Annotated in this window: 16 protein-coding genes; 5 read left to right on the top strand and 11 right to left on the bottom strand. The window is 62.7% G+C overall.

All coding sequences use genetic code 11. The features are described from left to right. Positions 1–4 precede the first annotated feature (4 nt). Complete coding sequence (locus tag J3E61_RS26050; protein ID WP_210085830.1) at positions 5–1,204, bottom strand: amidohydrolase family protein; 1,200 nt, start codon at positions 1,202–1,204, stop codon at positions 5–7. A 114-nt stretch (positions 1,205–1,318) separates the two neighbouring features. On the opposite strand from J3E61_RS26050, the gene J3E61_RS26045 reads away from it, so the two are divergent. Together J3E61_RS26045 and J3E61_RS26040 are read left to right on the top strand one after the other, a co-directional pair. Further along, positions 1,319–2,425, top strand: a complete 1,107-nt coding sequence (locus J3E61_RS26045) for an acyl-CoA/acyl-ACP dehydrogenase (protein ID WP_210085829.1) — start codon at positions 1,319–1,321, stop codon at positions 2,423–2,425. A gap of 15 nt (positions 2,426–2,440) precedes the next feature. After that, entirely contained in the window at positions 2,441–3,343 is a 903-nt protein-coding gene (locus J3E61_RS26040) for a TIGR03619 family F420-dependent LLM class oxidoreductase (RefSeq protein WP_210085828.1), read from the top strand. On the opposite strand, the gene J3E61_RS26035 is transcribed toward J3E61_RS26040, so the two are convergent. After that, positions 3,333–3,770, bottom strand: coding sequence for a nuclear transport factor 2 family protein (locus J3E61_RS26035; protein WP_210085827.1), 438 nt, complete (start codon positions 3,768–3,770; stop codon positions 3,333–3,335). The two genes, J3E61_RS26040 and J3E61_RS26035, sit on opposite strands and share 11 nt — an antisense overlap. 50 nt (positions 3,771–3,820) lie before the next feature. Here J3E61_RS26035 and J3E61_RS26030 point away from each other — a divergent pair, with 50 nt between their 5' ends. The 3 genes from J3E61_RS26030 to J3E61_RS26020 all read left to right on the top strand — a co-directional run bounded on the left by J3E61_RS26030 (position 3,821) and on the right by J3E61_RS26020 (position 6,212). Continuing rightward, a complete protein-coding gene (locus J3E61_RS26030; protein ID WP_210085826.1) occupies positions 3,821–4,453 on the top strand; it encodes a cysteine hydrolase in 633 nt (210 codons plus the stop codon). A gap of 95 nt (positions 4,454–4,548) precedes the next feature. After that, a complete protein-coding gene (locus tag J3E61_RS26025) occupies positions 4,549–5,742 on the top strand; it encodes an amidohydrolase (RefSeq protein ID WP_210085825.1) in 1,194 nt (397 codons plus the stop codon). After that, a complete protein-coding gene (locus J3E61_RS26020) occupies positions 5,739–6,212 on the top strand; it encodes a MaoC family dehydratase (RefSeq protein ID WP_210085824.1) in 474 nt (157 codons plus the stop codon). Before J3E61_RS26025 ends, J3E61_RS26020 begins: the two co-directional genes overlap by 4 nt. A 26-nt stretch (positions 6,213–6,238) precedes the next feature. On the opposite strand, the gene J3E61_RS26015 is transcribed toward J3E61_RS26020, so the two are convergent. The 9 genes from J3E61_RS26015 to J3E61_RS25975 form a co-directional block, all read right to left on the bottom strand. Then, entirely contained in the window at positions 6,239–6,700 is a 462-nt protein-coding gene (locus J3E61_RS26015) for a hypothetical protein (RefSeq protein WP_210086701.1), read from the bottom strand. A gap of 23 nt (positions 6,701–6,723) precedes the next feature. Next, positions 6,724–8,286 (bottom strand): MCE family protein, encoded by a 1,563-nt coding sequence (locus J3E61_RS26010; RefSeq protein WP_210085823.1) that lies wholly within the window; start codon positions 8,284–8,286, stop codon positions 6,724–6,726. After that, entirely contained in the window at positions 8,286–9,482 is a 1,197-nt protein-coding gene (locus J3E61_RS26005; protein ID WP_210085822.1) for an MCE family protein, read from the bottom strand. The genes J3E61_RS26010 and J3E61_RS26005 overlap by 1 nt, the downstream gene beginning before the upstream one ends. Further along, a complete protein-coding gene (locus tag J3E61_RS26000; protein ID WP_210085821.1) occupies positions 9,479–10,879 on the bottom strand; it encodes an MCE family protein in 1,401 nt (466 codons plus the stop codon). The genes J3E61_RS26005 and J3E61_RS26000 overlap by 4 nt, the downstream gene beginning before the upstream one ends. Next, complete coding sequence (locus J3E61_RS25995) at positions 10,876–11,970, bottom strand: MCE family protein (protein ID WP_210085820.1); 1,095 nt, start codon at positions 11,968–11,970, stop codon at positions 10,876–10,878. The genes J3E61_RS26000 and J3E61_RS25995 overlap by 4 nt, the downstream gene beginning before the upstream one ends. Next, positions 11,967–12,995, bottom strand: a complete 1,029-nt coding sequence (locus J3E61_RS25990) for an MCE family protein (RefSeq protein WP_210085819.1) — start codon at positions 12,993–12,995, stop codon at positions 11,967–11,969. Before J3E61_RS25990 ends, J3E61_RS25995 begins: the two co-directional genes overlap by 4 nt. Further along, positions 12,992–14,272 (bottom strand): MCE family protein, encoded by a 1,281-nt coding sequence (locus tag J3E61_RS25985; RefSeq protein ID WP_210085818.1) that lies wholly within the window; start codon positions 14,270–14,272, stop codon positions 12,992–12,994. The genes J3E61_RS25990 and J3E61_RS25985 overlap by 4 nt, the downstream gene beginning before the upstream one ends. 230 nt (positions 14,273–14,502) lie before the next feature. Continuing rightward, positions 14,503–15,627, bottom strand: a complete 1,125-nt coding sequence (locus tag J3E61_RS25980) for a hypothetical protein (RefSeq protein WP_210085817.1) — start codon at positions 15,625–15,627, stop codon at positions 14,503–14,505. Positions 15,628–15,643: 16 nt separating this feature from the next. Further along, positions 15,644–17,089, bottom strand: a complete 1,446-nt coding sequence (locus J3E61_RS25975) for an aldehyde dehydrogenase (protein ID WP_210085816.1) — start codon at positions 17,087–17,089, stop codon at positions 15,644–15,646. Positions 17,090–17,096 lie beyond the last annotated feature (7 nt).

The raw sequence follows: 17,096 nt of genomic DNA, 5'->3' as shown, positions 1-17,096 counted from the left end.
TGAGTTACCGGCTCCGAGTGAGCAACGCATCGGCGTTGTCGCGCATGATGCGCTTCTTGGCGGCATCGTCGAGCGGGTCGAGCAGCTTGACGAAGTCCGCGGGCGCGGCCAGCCCTTCGGCATGGGGGTAATCCGAGCCCATCACCAGGCAGTCGTCGTAACCAAGGCCGGCGACGATTGCGGGAATATCGTCCTCCGGATAGGGCACCACCCGTACGTGATTGCGGAAGATGAGAGAGGGCCGCTCCGTCAACTTTCCGCCGATCCATGGACCGTTGCGCCCCATGCCACGACTCTTGTCCATGTGCTTGGTGAAGAAGGGGACCCACTCGGCCCCGTGCTCGGCGACCAACACGTTCAAGCCGGGGAAGCGCCCGAAGAGATTGTCGAAGATCAACGCCGAGAGGGTGTCCTCGATCGGACGCTGGCCATAGATGTTCATCCACTGCCATGCCGACATGTGCCACGACGCCGGATCCGCGTTCTGCCCCCAGGCCGGTGAGATCGCATCGAAGTACCAGAAGGGCATGATGTGGAACACCAGGACGCAACCGGCCTCCTGGAGTCGGGCGTAGATCGGATCGAAGTAGGGATCGCCGGGGGATCGACCGTAGGCCGGACCGGTCGGCAGCAGAATGAACTTCGCGCCCTGCGCGATCAACGCCTCTGTTTCGGCGACGGCCAGGTCGAGGTCTCGAAGCGAAAGCAACCCGGTGGCATACAGGCGGTCCTCGTGGTTGAAGCCCCACTCCTCGTCGAACCATCGGTTGAAAGACCGGAGATTCGCATATAGCGCCGTGGTGTCGTCGACATAGTGCTCGGCGGACAGGGCCATTCCACTGGGATAGATGACCATCCGCTCGACGTTCTGCTTCTCCATCACCGCGAGCCGTGCGGCACGCTCGATGTACTCGGGCTGCATGGGCTGCGGCTCGTAGGATTCCTCGGGGTTGCCCGAACCCATCTGCTTCAGCATCTCTTTCAGGGAACCCGGGCGGTACGCGACATCCAGGCCCAACCCCCCTTCGCTGTTGAACGTCGCGACGCGGTGGCCGGCGAGGATCACCTCGACCCCGTCCGCTCCACGCACGGTGGTGATGGCCCGATCCTGAAATTCTTTGGGCAGGTAGCGGGTAAACGCGTCGCGTGTCTCGTAGCAGTGCGTATCGCAGTCGAAGATCCCGTAGTCGAGTTTCGTCGTCACAGTGCGGCCCCTTCATGCGAGAATGCAGATTCTCCTATTTCAGAAAAGATACTATCCTCTTCCGGGAATGCCTATCCCGGGTCGGGCCGGGCGTACCTGGAGGCAGCGCAAGCGATGAATGAAGCCGACGAGCTCCGACAAGCGGTTCGGGAGTTCCTCGAGGTCGTGTCGCCTGCCGCCCGGGTCCGCGAACTCATGGCCACCGAGGCGGGCTTCGACCCGGCGGTATGGCGCCAAATGGCCTGCGAGCTGGGACTGCACGGCATTGCCGTGCCCGAAGAATTCGGAGGGGCCGGCGCCACCATGTCCGAACTCGCGGTCGTGTTCGAGGAAATGGGCGCCGCGCTGCTGTGCGCCCCGTTTTTCTCCACCGTCGCCCTCGCAACTCAGGCGATCCTCTGCAGCGGCGACACGGCCGCTATGAAGGACTATCTTCCCCGCTTCCTCGACGGGTCAACGACCGCAACCCTGGTTCTCAATGGTCGCCTCGACGCGTGGGATCCACACGCCGTCAAGCTTTCTGCTCGCGAGGATGATGCAGGCCACGAGATTTCTGGAGTGGCCGACCTTGTCCTCGACGGTCACACCGCCGACGTTGTACTCGTAGCCGCGAATACGGCTGCGGGTGTATCGCTGTTCGCCGTCGACGCGAGTGCCGATATGTTGACGCGCGAACCTCTGGCCACACTCGACCGCACGCGCAAAGTCGCCCGCCTTCGGTTCGACCGTGTTCCCGCCCGCCTTATCGGGACAGACGGCGACGCGGCGGCAGGCCTCGCTCGCACGTGCGACCTGGCCACCGTCGCCCTGGCCGCCGAGCAGGTGGGCGGGGCGCAGCGATGCCTCGATATGGCCGTGGCATACGCCAAGGAACGGATCCAGTTCGGTCGTGCCATCGGCAGCTTCCAGGCGGTCAAGCACAGGTGCGCGGACATGCTCGTCGCGGTCGAGGGGGCACGCTCCGCCGCGGTGCACGCCGCACAGGTCGCCGCGGGTGACGAGCTGCCGGTGGCGTGCTCGGTCGCCAAGATGGCCTGCTCGGAGACTCTCCTGCAGGTGTCTCTCGACAACATGCGTATCCACGGCGGCATCGGGTTCACCTGGGAGCACGACGCTCACCTCTACGTTCGGCGGGCCAAGGCCACTGAACTGATCTTCGGGAGTCCTGACCACCATGCCCAACGCCTGGCAGCCCTCGTCGAACCATCGTCAAGCCATTGACCCGGAAGGACCATCGTGACCATCTCCTACTCCCTGGAGCTACCGACCCAGCGCGTCGATTCCGTATCGGAATTCGTTACCGCCGAGGCCATCTCGGAGATCGCTCGCATCGCGGAAGCCAGTGGGTTCGGTGCGGTGCACGTCACCGATCACCCCGCGCCCGATGCGAAATGGCTCGATCACGGTGGACACCATGCACTGGACCCCTTCGTTGCTCTGTCCTTTGCGGCCGCGGCCACGGCTGACGTGAAGCTGCTGACCAACGTCTACATCGCCGCGTACCGCAATCCTTTCCTCGGCGCGAAGTCGATCCAGAGTCTCAGTGTGCTGTCTGGCGGCCGCCTGATTCTCGGCACAGCTGCCGGTTACCTAAAGCCCGAATTCAGGGCGTTGGGAATCGATTTCGACACCCGCGGCGCGCTGCTCGACGAGGCGCTCGACGTACTGGACAAGGTTCTGACCGGAGAGGTCGTCGCCTACGATGGAACGTCGTTCTCCGCCCGCGGTGTCCGACTGTATCCGGTTCCAGCGACTCCGCCGCCTGTCTGGGTCGGCGGCAACAGCAAGCCCGCTGTGCGACGTGCGGTTTCGCGCGCCCAGGGCTGGGCACCGTTCAACACGTTCGGTTACGCAACAGCGTCACGCACCGCGGAGATCTCCACTATCGAGGAGTTGGAGGCGGCCATCGCTTGGGCCAACAAGTACGCCGCCGAGATCGGCCGCACCGCGCCACTGGACATCTGCTTCTCGGCGGGCAATCTGCTCGACGACAGCAGATCAGCCGACGAACGCCACGCGACGATCGAGAAACTGGAAGCGGCCGGCGTCACCTGGTTGACGATTGCGCCGGAAGGCACGGACCGCGCGGAGTACACGGACCGGGCCCGCGCATTCGCGGGCGAATTCATCACGCCATGAGGCTGCCGGGCGCAAAGGCGTCGACGCTGACGCGCCGATGTGCGAACAGCCAACGCTCGTCGGTCGGGGTCAGCACGTCGCGGTAGCGCCCCCAGTGGTCGAGGCCGATATCGGTGTGCACCGCGAAATAGCTGCTGACATCGACACGGTGTTCGGTAACGGTGGCGAAGCGGATGCTCGACACATGATGGCGGACGTACGTCGGCGCCCGCTTCGATGGATCACGCTCTTGCCCCAACGCCGCAGTCAGTCCCGCTTCGATGGCACTCGGACCTATCAACGGTTCTGCGCCACCGGTGAACTCGAGGACACCGTCGGCGGCAAAACACGAAGCCAGCGCACGCAGGTCGAACCGATCGGTAGCAGCGGTGTAGTCCGCGAGTGTCTGCCGAACCGACTCTCGGACCGCGAGTTCCCAGCTCTCCATTTCGCCTCCGTGTAAACAAGGGTTGTCGGAACACGATAACCTTGGTTCTCATGCCGCAGCCGAGCCTCGACGACCTCCTCAACCCTATGACGACCGCACTTGTCACCCAGGAGTGCCAGGGCGGTGTCATCGGACCCCAAGCCGGCCTACCGATGCTCGCCGACGAGGCGCGCCGCGAGGCGATCCCCAATATCGCCAGGCTGCTGCCGGCGGCCCGCGCTGCGGGTGCCGCCGTGGTGCATTGTCTCATCCAGCGACGACCCGACGGCCGCGGATCGAACAGCAACGCCAGGTTGTTCGCGGCGGGTAAGTCGTTCCAGACCGACCTGACTCCCGGCAGCCCCGGGGCTTCAGTATTGCCGGAATTTGGGCCGGAGCCAGGCGATTTGATCCTCACCCGGCTTCACGGCGCCGGACCGATGACGGGCACGGACCTCGATTCCGTGTTACGCAATCTCGGGATCAGAACGATCGTCGGAGTAGGGGTTTCCGTGAATGTCGCGATCACGAACTTCACCATGGATGCGGTCAATCGCGGATATCAATTCGTCCTTCCACGAGACGCCGTCAGTGGTTTTCCCCGCGAGTACGCCGATGCGGTCATCGACAACACGTTGTCGCTGCTCGCCACCGTCACGACGACCGACGCGGTCATCGAGTCGTGGGCCTCCCCTGCTCATTGACCCGCCCGTTGTGGATAGTCGGCAACCGAGGTGATAACGTCATTTCCACTTAGCGTAAATGCTCATATCCGCAGCTCTGAGGAGGGTTCCGCGACATGTCTTCCCGGTCCTTACCGTACCCGGTCTTCGATATCGACAACCACATGTACGAGACGACTGACGCGCTGACCAAGTACCTGCCCAAGGAACACCGCGGCAAAGTCGGCTATGTAGAGGTCAACGGGCGACCCAAGCTCGTCGTCAAAGATCACATAAGCCACATGATCCCTAACCCGACGTTCGAAAGAGTGGCAAGACCTGGTAGCGCTGAGGATTACTTCCTCGGCAACAATCCCGAGGGACTCAATTTCCGTGAGTTCATCGGCGAGGCAATGGATGTCATCCCCGCGTACCAGGCGCCCGCACCGCGACTGGAGCTGATGGACGAGCTGGGCATTGACCGCTGCGTGATGTATCCGACGCTGGCCAGCCTCATCGAGGAACGGACCACGGACGACGTAGTGCTCACCCACGCCATCATCCACGCGCTCAACGAGTGGATGCACGAGCACTGGACGTTCAACTACCACGACCGCATCTTCGCAACGCCGGTCATCTGCCTACCTCTAGTCGACGAGGCCATCAAGGAATTCCACTGGTGCCTCGAACGAGGCATGAAGACCTTCCTGGTGCGACCGGCGCCGGTGCCGAGCCGGTTCGGGGGGTCGCGATCCATGGGCCTGCCCGAGTTCGACCCGTTCTGGCAGGAGGTCGTCGACGCCGGCCTGCCGGTGACCATGCACGCATCGGACAGTGGCTACCAGAAGCACCTGATGGAGTGGGAGGGCGGCGATGAGTACCTGTCCTTCAAGCCCAGCGCTCTGCGGGAAGTCGTGATGGGCCACCGCGCCATCGAAGACACACTCGCGGCGATGATCTGTCACGGTGCCCTGTCCCGATTCCCCGACTTGAAGATCCTGTGCGTGGAGAACGGCAGCGGATGGGTGCGCAACTTGCTCGAGCAGCTCAACACCGCTTACAAGATCATGCCGAAAGAGTTCGACGAGCATCCGGTCGAGGTGTTCAAGCGCAACATCTACATTCATCCATTCCTCGAGGATGACCTCAAGGGGATCATCGAGATCATGGGCGAGGACCACGTGATGTTCGGATCGGATTTCCCCCACCCGGAGGGCATCGGTGATCCGCTCAGCTTCGTCGACCGTCTCGACGGCGTGTCGGATGCGGCGAAGGCGAAGATCATGGGCGGAAATGCGATGGAGCAGCTGGGCATCAAGGTGCCGGTGTGACCGAGGTATCCACCGGTCCCGTTGTTTACGAAGGGGTTTCCGGGTTCGAAGCACATGTCGGCGAGCACCTCGGTTACAGCGGGTGGCATCAAATCACACAGCAGGAGATCGACTTGTTCGCCGAGGCGACGGGCGATCACCAGTGGATCCATGTGGACACCGAGAAAGCAGCCAAAGGTCCGTATGGCAAAACCATCGCTCACGGCTATCTCACCCTGTCGTTGGTTCCCATTCTGGTGCAACAGATTTACCGGGTCAGCGGACTATCGATGCAAGTCAACTATGGCTCCGACAAGCTCCGTTTTCCTGCGCCGGTTCCTGTCGACTCCCGTATCCGCGCCGGCGCCGAACTCATCAAAGTGGAGCGCACCGACAAGGGCGCGCGAGCTACGGTCCGGGTCACCGTCGAAGTGGAGGGATCGGACCGGCCCGCTTGCGTCGTGGACACCATCGCCGCCATGGTCGACTGACGCCTGAGCACGCCGGAAGGTGTCCGCTACTTCGGATCCAGCGTGAACGGGATTTCGATGAAAAGCGGCCGGTTGACTCCACAGGCGCCGCTGGGCCCCGCGGTGGTGTCCCATCCGACATACTTGCCTTTGATGTTCGGGTCTTCGTAGAACTTGATGATCTGCTTGCCAGTCGCCGCCGTCCCGTCAGCGCATCGCATCCAATCGTCGAGAATGCGGGTGACAAACCACATCCGGCTGATGTAGACGATCTTGGCCGACCATCCCGAGTCGCTCGCCACCGTGCCAGTGCAGTCATAGGCTCCCGTGCAGGACGACGTGATGGTCCACGTCGAGATGACTGTCGCTTCGTCATGAAAGGACTCGTTCGTCTTGGCCCACTGACCATCGGACGTCGCCGTGTAACTGCCGTTGATGGCGGGATCGACGGCGGCGAAAGCGCTTGAAGTCGTTGGGATTCCCGCAGCGACCACGGCCACTGCCGTCATTGCGATGCCGCGCAGGGTGAGGTTCATGACGCAACGTACTTCGGCGCAATCACGAGGTCTTTCCAGCTGGACGGCTGGTCACCCGTCACCAGGTTCGACTGCTCGTGCATAGCACCGTCGGGCGTCAGATAGCGTCCCGTTCGCGGGTCGTAGGTGGTGACGGCCACGGACGGAGAGGCGGCCCCGGTGGTCGACGCGGAACTCGGTGCCGCAGGCACGGGGGCGGGTCCGGATTCGGACGGCTCAGGTGGATTCGATGCTGACGGCGGAGATCCCCCAGGTAGCGGCGTGCCCTCGATCGGCGCATAGATGTTGTCGTTGAGGCTCGTTCGATCGTCGGGCGGCACACCCTGCGCGACCAGATTGGGATCGAAAGGATTCGGACCAAGGGCATGTTGGCGCATCGCTAGCGGTTGGTACGGCTTGTCGCTGTCGCAGATCGCCACGGTGGGCGCACGCTTACCCGGATGTCCCATACACGGCAGATTGCGGGCGCCGCGCACAAGGATCGGTGAATCTTGCGGCAGCTTGCAATACAGACCGTCAGGGGTGTCCATGGTGGTGGTATCTGCCGGTGACCGCCATTGCGATGGCGGTAAGAAGCCCACGGTGCATGCCGGCGGATCGCTGATCTGAATCCTGAAGTCGCCCAGCGGGAGCCCCGTCGCGTTGTTGTTGGGGGCAATGGCCTGAAGATCGGCGAAGAACGGAGGTACCAGTACCAGCAGCTGTTCGAGGGAAGGCAAGTACGTCACTGCTACCTGACCCAGGCTCGTGAAGTTGGCCAACAACACCGGCAGTGTGGGCTTCACGCTCGTCAGCAGTGCAGACGCTTCGTCCAGCGCGGCGGGCGCCGACCGAAGAATGGCGCGTATCTGTGGATCGTTTTGGACGACTTTATCGGTCACGTTGGCGAGGCTATGTGTCCACGTCCGGGTGTCCTCCGACGATTCGACCTGGCCGTCCAGAAGCGGTCCGCTGTCATCGATCAGGGATCGCAGTTGTTGCACCACCCCGTGGCTATCGCGGGCCACCGTGGCCGACGAATCCAGAAGTGACCCCAGGTCATATCCGGCGCGGTTGAAGGCGTTGGCCGATTCGTCGAGCAGCGCCCCCACTTGGTCCTTGGGGATGCTGGCCAAAAGCGCGCTCGTACGGTCGAGCATCGGCCCGACGGGTTGCGGGATCTCGGTATTCGTCATCGCGATCACCGACCCGTCATGTAGATACGGCGGGGCATCACTGCGCGGCCTCAGGTCCACGTATTGCTCGCCGATGGCCGAGATGCTGCGCACCTGCGCCGCGAGGTCGGCGGGAATTTTCGGAGAGGTGCCGATTCTCAGCGTTGCGCGCGCGCCCCGTGCGGTCAGCGCGACGTCGGTGACCTTGCCGATTTGAACACCGCGATACGTCACGTTGGCAAGCGGATAAAGGCCTCCGCCCCTTGGCATTTCCATGGTGACGGTTATGCGTCCAATGCCGAGCAGAGTGGGAGCCTGCAGGTACACGGCGACCATGGCTACCAGCCCGATGACCGATGCTATCGAGAAGATGATCAGCTGGGTTCGAACGAAGCGCGTCAGCATCAGCGCGGCCTCGACTCGATAGGGGCCGGCTGGGCAGGCTGTCCCGAATCGCCGGCGGCAGGTGCGGGATCACCGCCTGAGGGCGCAGCCGGTGCCAGCGGTGCGGTCAGGGGGTTGTAGAACGCGTCGTAGCCGGCGTCCCCGGGAGCAGGCACCAGCAGCGCGTGGTCGTTACCCCAGCGCGTACCGGCGAACAGTGTGCGCTTCAGTCGCGGCACGGTGAGATCGAATACGGCGAAGAGATTCATGTAGTCACCGCGAATTCCACGATCGATGAGGTTCTGCCCAAACGGCATAACCGGCAGAAAAGCGAGCGCGTTGTCGATGTCGGGTCCGACATCGGCGAGTGCTTTCACGGTGGGAGCGAGATTCGACAGGTCTCTGACCAGGTCGGCTTGGGTGTCGTTGACCACGGATACCGTGGTTCGACTGAATCCGCCCAGCCGGTCCAACGCCGTCGTGAATTTGGGTCGCTGCTGGTTCAGCACATCAAGAGCAGGAGGGATTTCGGAGAGCGCTTGTCGCACGACGTCGCGCTGCACGGTCAGGGTGCCCGACAGGCGATTGAGGGCTTCTATTGATGCGATGACATCGCCGCGCTGAGCATCGAAGACGCCTACGAACCTGTCGAGGCGAGTCAGCAGATCACGAGTCTCGGATTGCCGCCCGCTCAGAGCGATGTTGAAGCTATGGATGATGTCTCCGACCTGTCCAAGGCCACCGGAATTGACCACCGTCGACAAGGTGGACAGCGTGCGCTCGGTGGATGGGAACGCGGTGGACTGCGTGAGCGGAATGGTCGCGCCTGGCTCCAATCGTCCCCGTGGAGATTGGCCGAGTGGTGGATCGAGTGCCACGTGCATCGACCCCAGCAGGCTCGTCTGACCCACGGTTGCAACGACGTTGGCGGGAACCACCACATCTGGACGTACAGAGACCTCGAGATCGGCATGCCAGCCCTCGACCGCCATCTGCGCGACGCTACCGACGACGACGTCGTCGACCATCACCGGTGAATTCGGCTCCAGTGTACCGACATTGGCCACTTCTACGTGATAGACGGCGGCACCGGAACCACGGCCGACCGCTCCTGGCAGCGGAAGCGAATTGACTCCTTGAAAGGCACAGCCTGCCGATGTAAGCACGACGCAGCCAGCTGTTGCGATGCCCGTACGTAAAGTACGACCGAATCTCATTGCGACGGAGTCCCTCCGGGAGACGGCATAGCATCGGACGTCGGCGCCTCGGCAGGTAACGGTGCTGGGGCTGCCGGTGATGCCGGCTGTGGTGGCAGCATCAATTCCTGCAGACCCGGAGGTGCGGATGGCGGCTTGGGCGGACCGTATCCGGGGGGTGGGGGAACGTCACCCGCTCCGGTGAAAGCCGAAACGGCAGGCGGGGTTTCGGGCGGACTCGGTCGACCGCCACCATTCGGCGCGAGGGCCGGATCGGTATACAAGAGATTCTCCGGCGGCGGAGCCGGGGTCAGGACCGGGTTGATCGGGAGCGGAATGTAGTTGAAGTTCAACTGTTTGAGGGCGGGTCCAAGGTACTGCGCGCACAGTTTGGCGGTGTCCGGTGCGGTGGCGTTCTCAACGGCTCCGATGGCACCGCATAGGAACTGGACGGGATTGCTGATATTGGACAGGGTGAAAATGCCCGTTGCGCCTCCGTCGCGGGGGTCGAACATGTTCAAGGTGTTCGCGATTGCGGTCGGAGCGACATGCAGGATCTGCTCGAGGTCCTTGCTGTGATCAACGACGTTCTGGGTCACATTGGCGAGTCGCTGAATCTGCTCCGCTGTCTGCTGACGGGTTCCCCGGACGAAGCGCTGTACTTGATCGACCACTTCGGAGACGTTGGTCAACGCATTGTCGAGGTCTGACCTGCTGCCGTCGAGCACGCTGGTCAGCGTGGCTAACCGACCCTGGAACTGGACGATCTGCATGCTGCTGTCGCGCAAGGCCGAAATGAACGTCTGCAGGTTCTTGATGACGTCGACGATGTTGCCGCTTCCGTCGGCGAGGATGCGTCCGACGCCGGAAAGCTGGGCCAGGGTTTGGCGTAGTTTGTCACCATTGCCGGCCATCGCGTTGGCCGCGCTGTCGACGAACCTGGCCGTTGCCGTGTCGGAAACGCCGCTGCTGGGACCCAACTCGGTTGCCAGGCGGGTGAGCTGAGCTTTGACCTCATCCCATTCGACGGGCACCGCGGTTCGCGCGACGGGGATCTCAGTGCCATCCGGCATCTGCGGGCCGCTGTCCTCGTAGGCCGGGGTCAATTGCACATATCGCGCCGAGATGAGGTTCTGCGCAACGATCACAGCCTTGGCGTCGGCGGGGATGGGCACCGTTCGATCGATGGCCATGGTCAGCCGGATCAGGGTCGGCTGGGGGTTGATCGCGGTGATCGTGCCAACCTTGACACCGGCCACCCGTACCTGGTCGCCAGGGTAAATCGCGGTGGCAATTGGGAAGTCGGCGGTGATGGTTTTGGGACCGAAGAAACTCTGATGAATGAGATATGCGGTTGCCGCCAGCAGTCCGACCGTCAGCAGGACCGCCGTAGCGGTAGCCAAAGCGCGCCGCCTCATCGGCCCCACTGCTCCTGCGGTTGTGGAATTCCGTTGTACGGGAACGGTATTTCCGCCCGTGGCCCGGCGTTGTCTGGCGGCTGGCCAGCCTCGGTGCCTCTTCGGAAGCCGAACGCGTAGTCCAGGAATGGTTGCAGAATTGACCCTTGTGTCAGGTTGGGGATGTAGCCGACATAGTAAGGACCGTTGGCGACGAGTTCACTCAACCCGCTTTGAAACTTGGCCAAACCCGGAATGGCCTTGGCGATGTTGTCACGGTTGCGTTCCAGCATCGCCGTTACCGAATTGATCTTTTCCAGTGTCGGCGCCAGCACTTTTTCGTTGTCGCCGATGATTCCTGAAATCTGCTGTGCCAGAGCTGATGTTGCGGCGAGTAGCTGCACGATCGCTTCTCGACGATCCACCAATACGCCCGTCAGGTCGTTGGCGTCGAGAATGAGCGTGTTCACTTCATTGCTCCGCTCGGAGAGTATCCCTGTCACGTCGGCGGTGTGCTTGAGTAGATCTGCCAGCGTCTCGTTCCGGTTGTTGAGTGTCTTCGACAACCGCGTCAACCCGTCGAATGTCGGACCCAGCTGGGGCGCTATCTGGTCGATGGTGCTCGCCAGCACATCCAGTGACTGGTTCAGTGACGAAGTGTCGGTTCCGGCGATATTGGTGGTGAGGTCACTGATGGCGTCATTGAGCGAATACGGAGACGACGTTCGCGACTCCGGGATGCGGTCCAGTGGTGACATGGCCGACGGCCCGGCCGAGTCCAGCGTCAGTACTCGTTCACCAAGCAGCGTTCCGGTCTGAATGTGCGCGGTCGTCTGGGAGCCAAGACTGACCGTGCTGTCGACGGTGAATGTCACCAGAGCGCGACCACGTTCCAGTGAAACATCCGTGACACTACCGACTTTGAAGCCTGATATCTTGACGTCGTTGCCCGCTGTCAATCCGCCTGCCTCGGTGAAGACGGCCTGATACCGCAACGAGTTCGCCCATGCGAGCAGCCGTTCGGGCTGCAGCCCGACCGCGATGATCAGAACGATGAGGACGCCGCCGATGAAACCGGATCGGATGAGTTTCTTCCCGCGGTATCTGTTCATGGGTTCTCCGCGCACCTTCCGGTGTCCTGCTTGATCCATGGGAATACGGCAGTGCGCCCCTGCATGTCGGACACCCGCCAGGTGACCCCACACAGGTAATAGTTGAAGAAGCTGCCGTAAGCCCCCATCCGCGCCAGCTTGCGGTAGTTTTCCGGGGATTTCTGCAGCACCCCGTCGATGAGCTCTTTCTGCGCGTCAACCGCTGGCGCGAGGCGGTTGAGCTGGTCTACCGTGCCAGCCAGCGGTTCACGCACCTGCCCCAGAAGGCCGGCCAAGGATGTAGTGCCGTTGCTGAGCGATTCGATTGCCACGCCGATCGGCTCACGTTCGGCGGACAGCTCGCTGATCAGCTGATGTAGCTTTTCGATTGCGCCGGAGAACTTTTGGCCGTCCTGGTCGAGGGTGGCCATTGCGCCATTGAGATTGTCGATCAGCTGCTCGACAACTTGTCCGTTGTCGGCCAACGCGTTGGTGAACGACGACGTCTGCGACAGTAGCGATTCGACGGTCCCACCTTGACCCTGCATGATCTGTATCAGTGCGGTGGTCAGCTGGTTGACATCCTCGGGCTTCAGCCCCTGGACGACCGGCTTGAGGCCGTTCAGCAGAACATCGAGGTTCAGTGCGGGCAAGGTGCGGTCAGGGGGGATCTGGGCACCCTCAGCCATGATCCGTGTGCTGCCGGGACTGTCGACGAGTTCGAGGTAGCGGTCCCCGACGAGGTTGAGATAGCGCACTGCTGCCCGAGTGCCGGTGGTCAAGACGACCTTTCGGTCGGCATCGAATTCGACGACGACCTTCTTGTCGGCGCGCAGCGCTACACGGTTGACCTTGCCGACCTTGATGCCGGCCACTCGCACCGAGTCCCCGGTGCGCAAGTCTGAGACGTCGTTGAAGAGTGCCGAGTATCCAGCGGTTGAACCACTTCGGTACTCACCGAAGACGGCGAATAGGGCCGCGGTCAGCAACAGCATCACCGCCGCGAAAGCCCCGAACTTGAGCAGCGTCCACGATAGGCGTTTCATCCGGGCATGCCGATCTGCGCCGAGTTGCGAGGGGGTCCGTCGATGGGATGTCCCAGAAGATATTCCTTGATTCCCGCTGCGTTGAGCGAGATCCCCGGATGGCCGTACTCCCAGGGGTTGGTGCCGACGTCGGCGACGACGTAGGGAGGCCGCGTTTCGTACGGGAGGCGCGGGAGGCCGACGCATTGTGGCCCACCGGTCGCGGCGACTTTGGGTAGGTCCGACGGATAGCGGTACGGGTCCGCACCCCACACCAGGCTGGCCATGACCTCGGCACCGGGCACCCTGGCGGGGGGCACCTTGGCCAGCTCGATTGCCCCGGCTAGCGCACAGTAGAGGGCTTGGTCATACCTGCGGGTTAGGTCCGTCACTGGGGCAAGAAGGTGCAGTGTATCGGCGAGGGGGCGGTGGTTGGTGGTCAGCACGTCGTTGCCGATGTCACTGATGCCAATGGCGCTGACCAACAGCGCATCCAGATCTTTTTGACGCTCGACGACGGTCTTGCTGATGGAGGTTGCGTGCTCGGTGATCTGTAGGAGGTCTGTGGCTGCGTCGGCGTAAGTGTTGAGCACCGTTGGCGCGACAGCCATGTCGTGGCTCAGATTGTCGAGACTCGGATCGAGTTCGGCCAGGGTGGCGTCGAGATCGGCGATGATTTGGCCCATCTTTTCGCCGCGGCCACCGAATGCCGATGACAGTGCGCTCAGGGTCTGATTGAGTTTCTCGGGCTGAAGGGTCGAAAGCACGGAGGTGAGCTGTTCGAACACCGTGTTGATCTCGACGGTGACATGGTCGCCCTCGATGACCTGGCCTGGTCGAAGCGGTGTCGGGGACGGGTCCGGGGGCGAGGTGAGTTCGACGAATTTCGCGCCGAAAACTGTGGATGATGCGACGTCGACGCTTACGTTCGAGGGAATGAGGTGCATCGCAGAGCGGTCCATGGCGAGATGCAATTCGGCTGTCCCGTCGGGCTTTTGGTCGATAGACGACACGGTGCCGACCTGGATGTCGTTCATCTTGACCTTCGCGTCGGGATTCATCACCAGACCGGCGCGCTGCGAGATCACCGTCACCGGGATCGTTTGGGAGAAATCGCCGCGAAACAGCGCGACCGCCACAACGACGATTCCGACAATTGCCACTACGGTGACCATGCCAGCGATCGGACGGATGTGGCTGCGGACGCCGAAGTGGCGCCCAGGTCGGGCGCCGACAGGCGTTGCAGAACTGGCGGTCTCCGATTCGTGGGCCCGGCCGGGACCGAGGTTTCTCGTCACCGTTGCCCTGTGCTTTGACGACCCGCGATCAGCATGCCCCTCCGCAGGTAACCACGCGCGCAGGGCATCATCAACGACATCGGCTCATCCTATGCAAATAGGTGCTCTCTGAAAAGAGAGCGCTATTATCGATTGTGGAAACAATCATTTCCGCAGCCTATCGAGTCAAGGATGTTGTTCTGGGGACCTGCTGTAACCCGTTGGCGTGAATGCCTGTTCGGTTTGGTTGCTCAGCTGGCCGTCGATCCGGTGCTCGCCCCCTCCCCGCGCTGGTGGTCCGGAAAATACCCGCCCGCGTGGGGAGCGAGCGTCAAGTTGTTGATCATCCCGACATCCGCCTTGCACACGGTGGGAACGGCATTCAGCAGCAGAGTGGCAACCGCGAGCGACACGGCTCGACCGGCGCCGCGACTTGTCGACAGGGCGACCTCCGAGTCCACGGTCATGTCACCCTCAATATGAAGTAACCAGCGGCTGTCGCCTGCGGGCCACTCTGGCGCCACGTCATCAGTCACCCGCCAGATCAATTCGAAGGCGATGGCCGGCCGCCCGTTGACCCACCCGTCGAGGCACATCTTCATCGCCGCGATCGTCCCGGCTGCGATGGTGCCGGCAGCGATCGGCACGTCGCGATCCGTCGCGGCGACCTCTCGGCGATACCTGACGTCGTCGAGTTCCACGCCCATGGCATCGGCAAGCATCCGCATCGACAGATAGAACGGGGACTTGTCCACTTGCCCGAACTGCTCATCCAGCGGAGTTCGAGCATCGGCCGGGAGGCCGAACCCGATCGCGTCGCGCACCATATGGATAGAGGTGTAGCGACTCATGTCCACGATCTCGCTGACCCGCACGGAGTCGATTCGTCCGCACAGCCGAGTCAGCTGCATCGGCCAGAGATCCATCGCGAAGCCCGGGTTGATGCCGACGTGGAAGAACGATGTCTCACCTTGCTGGCATGCGTTGAGCAGACGTTCATAGGTTTCGGGACCCGCTCCCGGCAGATCGACGTCCGGCCCGAGATAGGCGAGGTGTTCGTGGGCGCTGGAGACTACGTTCTTACCCGATGCAAGCAGCCGACAGATGTCGTCGACCGCGCCACGTCCCCCGTCGTACGTGCCGCCGAGCGGGCTGTAGCAGACACAGTCAGCGTCGATCTCGAGGATGGCGTCGACATCATCTGTAGCCAGCACACCGGTCGGTGACAAGCCCAGAAGTTCACCGGCGTCGATGCCGACCTTCGCGGGGTTGTATACGCGCACGCCGGCCAGCTCGAAGTCGGGGCGTTCGATGATCGTCCGCAGCGCGTGCATGCCGACGTTGCCTGTCCCCCACTGGATTACTCGGTAGGACACCATCTGTCCTTTCTGGCTAGATACGAACCCCCGGGAGGAGTGATTGCAGCTCGACGTACTGGTCGATTCCCTCGGGACCGCCCTCGCGCCCGAGCCCGCTGTCCTTGAACCCACCCAGCGGCGCGGCGAAGTCGGGAATGTACTGGTTGATCCCCACCGATCCGGTCCGTATACGTCGGGCAACGTCCATTCCGTGATCGATGTCGCGCGTCCACACGGTGCCAGCGAGGCCGTAGCGCGAGTCATTGGCGATGCGGATGGCGTCGTCAACATCGTCGTATGGGATGACGGCCAGCACAGGACCGAATATCTCCTCCTGCGCGATGCGCATCCGGCTATCGACATCGGCGAACACGGTGGGCTGGACGTACCAACCCCTGTCGAGTCCCTCGGGCATGCCGGTTCCGCCGACGACGACTCGTGCCCCCTCTTCCTGGCCCAGCGCGATGTATTTCTCGACGCGCTGCTGCTGGCGGCGGCTGGCCATAGGACCGATATCAGTTTGTGGATCTGTGGGGTCTCCCACCCGCAGAGACTCTGTCAGGCTTGCGATTGCATCGACAACTTCGTCGTAGTTGTTGCGCGGGGCCAAGATTCGCGTCTGCGCGATACAAGCCTGGCCGCTGTTGGCGAACGAAGCGAACCGCAGACCGTCGATCATGGCCGCGATGTCAGCGTCGTCGAGCATCACCGCAGCCGATTTGCCGCCCAATTCGAGGCTGACGCGTTTGAGATGCTCGCCGCACAGCGATGCGATGCGCCGACCGGTCTCCGTGGAGCCGGTGAAAGACACCTTGTCCACTCCGGGGTGCCCGATCAGCTGCTCACCGACCCCTCGTCCGCCGGTGACGATGTTGAGCACACCCTTCGGCAAGCCAACCTGTTCGATGATCTCGGCCAGCCGCAGCGCATCAATGGGTGTTTCGGCGGCGGGCTTCAACACCACAGTGCACCCGGCGAGCAACGCGGGAACAAGCTTCGTGAGCGCGCCGAGCAACGGCATGTTCCATGGCACGATCGCAGCGACCACACCGACCGGCGTGCGCCGCACGACGGTGTCGGCGAGGTCGCCGCGGCGGGTCTCCTCCCAGGGATAACCTGCGGCGAGATTGACCCCCGCGTTGATGATCAGCACCCCGGGCATTGCCTGCGCGAATTGGCTGTAGGAGATCGGCGAACCCATCTCCTCGGTGATGAGCGCCGCCATCTCGTCGACGTGGGGTTCGAACTCACCGGCCAGGGCACTCAAGCACTCGGCCCGTTGCGAGGGTTTGAGGCTAGACCAGTCTCCGGCGTCGAATGCCGATCGTGCCGAGCGGACGGCGCTGTCGACATCCTCTGCTGTCGCTTGCGGCGCGTGTCCTACGACCAGCTCTGAGTGTGGGCAAGTGACCTCGAGGATGTCGGTGCCGTTGGAGGGCACCCATTCCCCATTTATGAACAGACGGTCGTAGGTTCGCAAGCCGGTC

It is taken from the genome of Mycobacterium sp. OAE908 (assembly GCF_017872775.1).
GTDB lineage: Bacteria > Actinomycetota > Actinomycetes > Mycobacteriales > Mycobacteriaceae > Mycobacterium.
The sequence above is the reverse complement of the archived record's forward strand: the minus strand, read 5'-3'. Positions and strand labels throughout refer to the sequence as shown.

Excerpts from the sequence above, each read along its gene's own strand:
- J3E61_RS26030 (WP_210085826.1), top strand. The coding sequence starts at position 3,821 with ATGCCGCAGCCGAGCCTCGACGACCTCCTCAACCCTATGACGACCGCA.
- J3E61_RS25990 (WP_210085819.1), bottom strand. The coding sequence starts at position 12,995 with ATGAAACGCCTATCGTGGACGCTGCTCAAGTTCGGGGCTTTCGCGGCG.
- J3E61_RS26045 (WP_210085829.1), top strand. The coding sequence starts at position 1,319 with ATGAATGAAGCCGACGAGCTCCGACAAGCGGTTCGGGAGTTCCTCGAG.
- J3E61_RS26010 (WP_210085823.1), bottom strand. The coding sequence starts at position 8,286 with ATGCTGACGCGCTTCGTTCGAACCCAGCTGATCATCTTCTCGATAGCA.
- J3E61_RS26000 (WP_210085821.1), bottom strand. The coding sequence starts at position 10,879 with ATGAGGCGGCGCGCTTTGGCTACCGCTACGGCGGTCCTGCTGACGGTC.
- J3E61_RS26005 (WP_210085822.1), bottom strand. The coding sequence starts at position 9,482 with ATGAGATTCGGTCGTACTTTACGTACGGGCATCGCAACAGCTGGCTGC.
- J3E61_RS25995 (WP_210085820.1), bottom strand. The coding sequence starts at position 11,970 with ATGAACAGATACCGCGGGAAGAAACTCATCCGATCCGGTTTCATCGGC.
- J3E61_RS26035 (WP_210085827.1), bottom strand. The coding sequence starts at position 3,770 with ATGGAGAGCTGGGAACTCGCGGTCCGAGAGTCGGTTCGGCAGACACTC.
- J3E61_RS26025 (WP_210085825.1), top strand. The coding sequence starts at position 4,549 with ATGTCTTCCCGGTCCTTACCGTACCCGGTCTTCGATATCGACAACCAC.
- J3E61_RS26015 (WP_210086701.1), bottom strand. The coding sequence starts at position 6,700 with ATGACGGCAGTGGCCGTGGTCGCTGCGGGAATCCCAACGACTTCAAGC.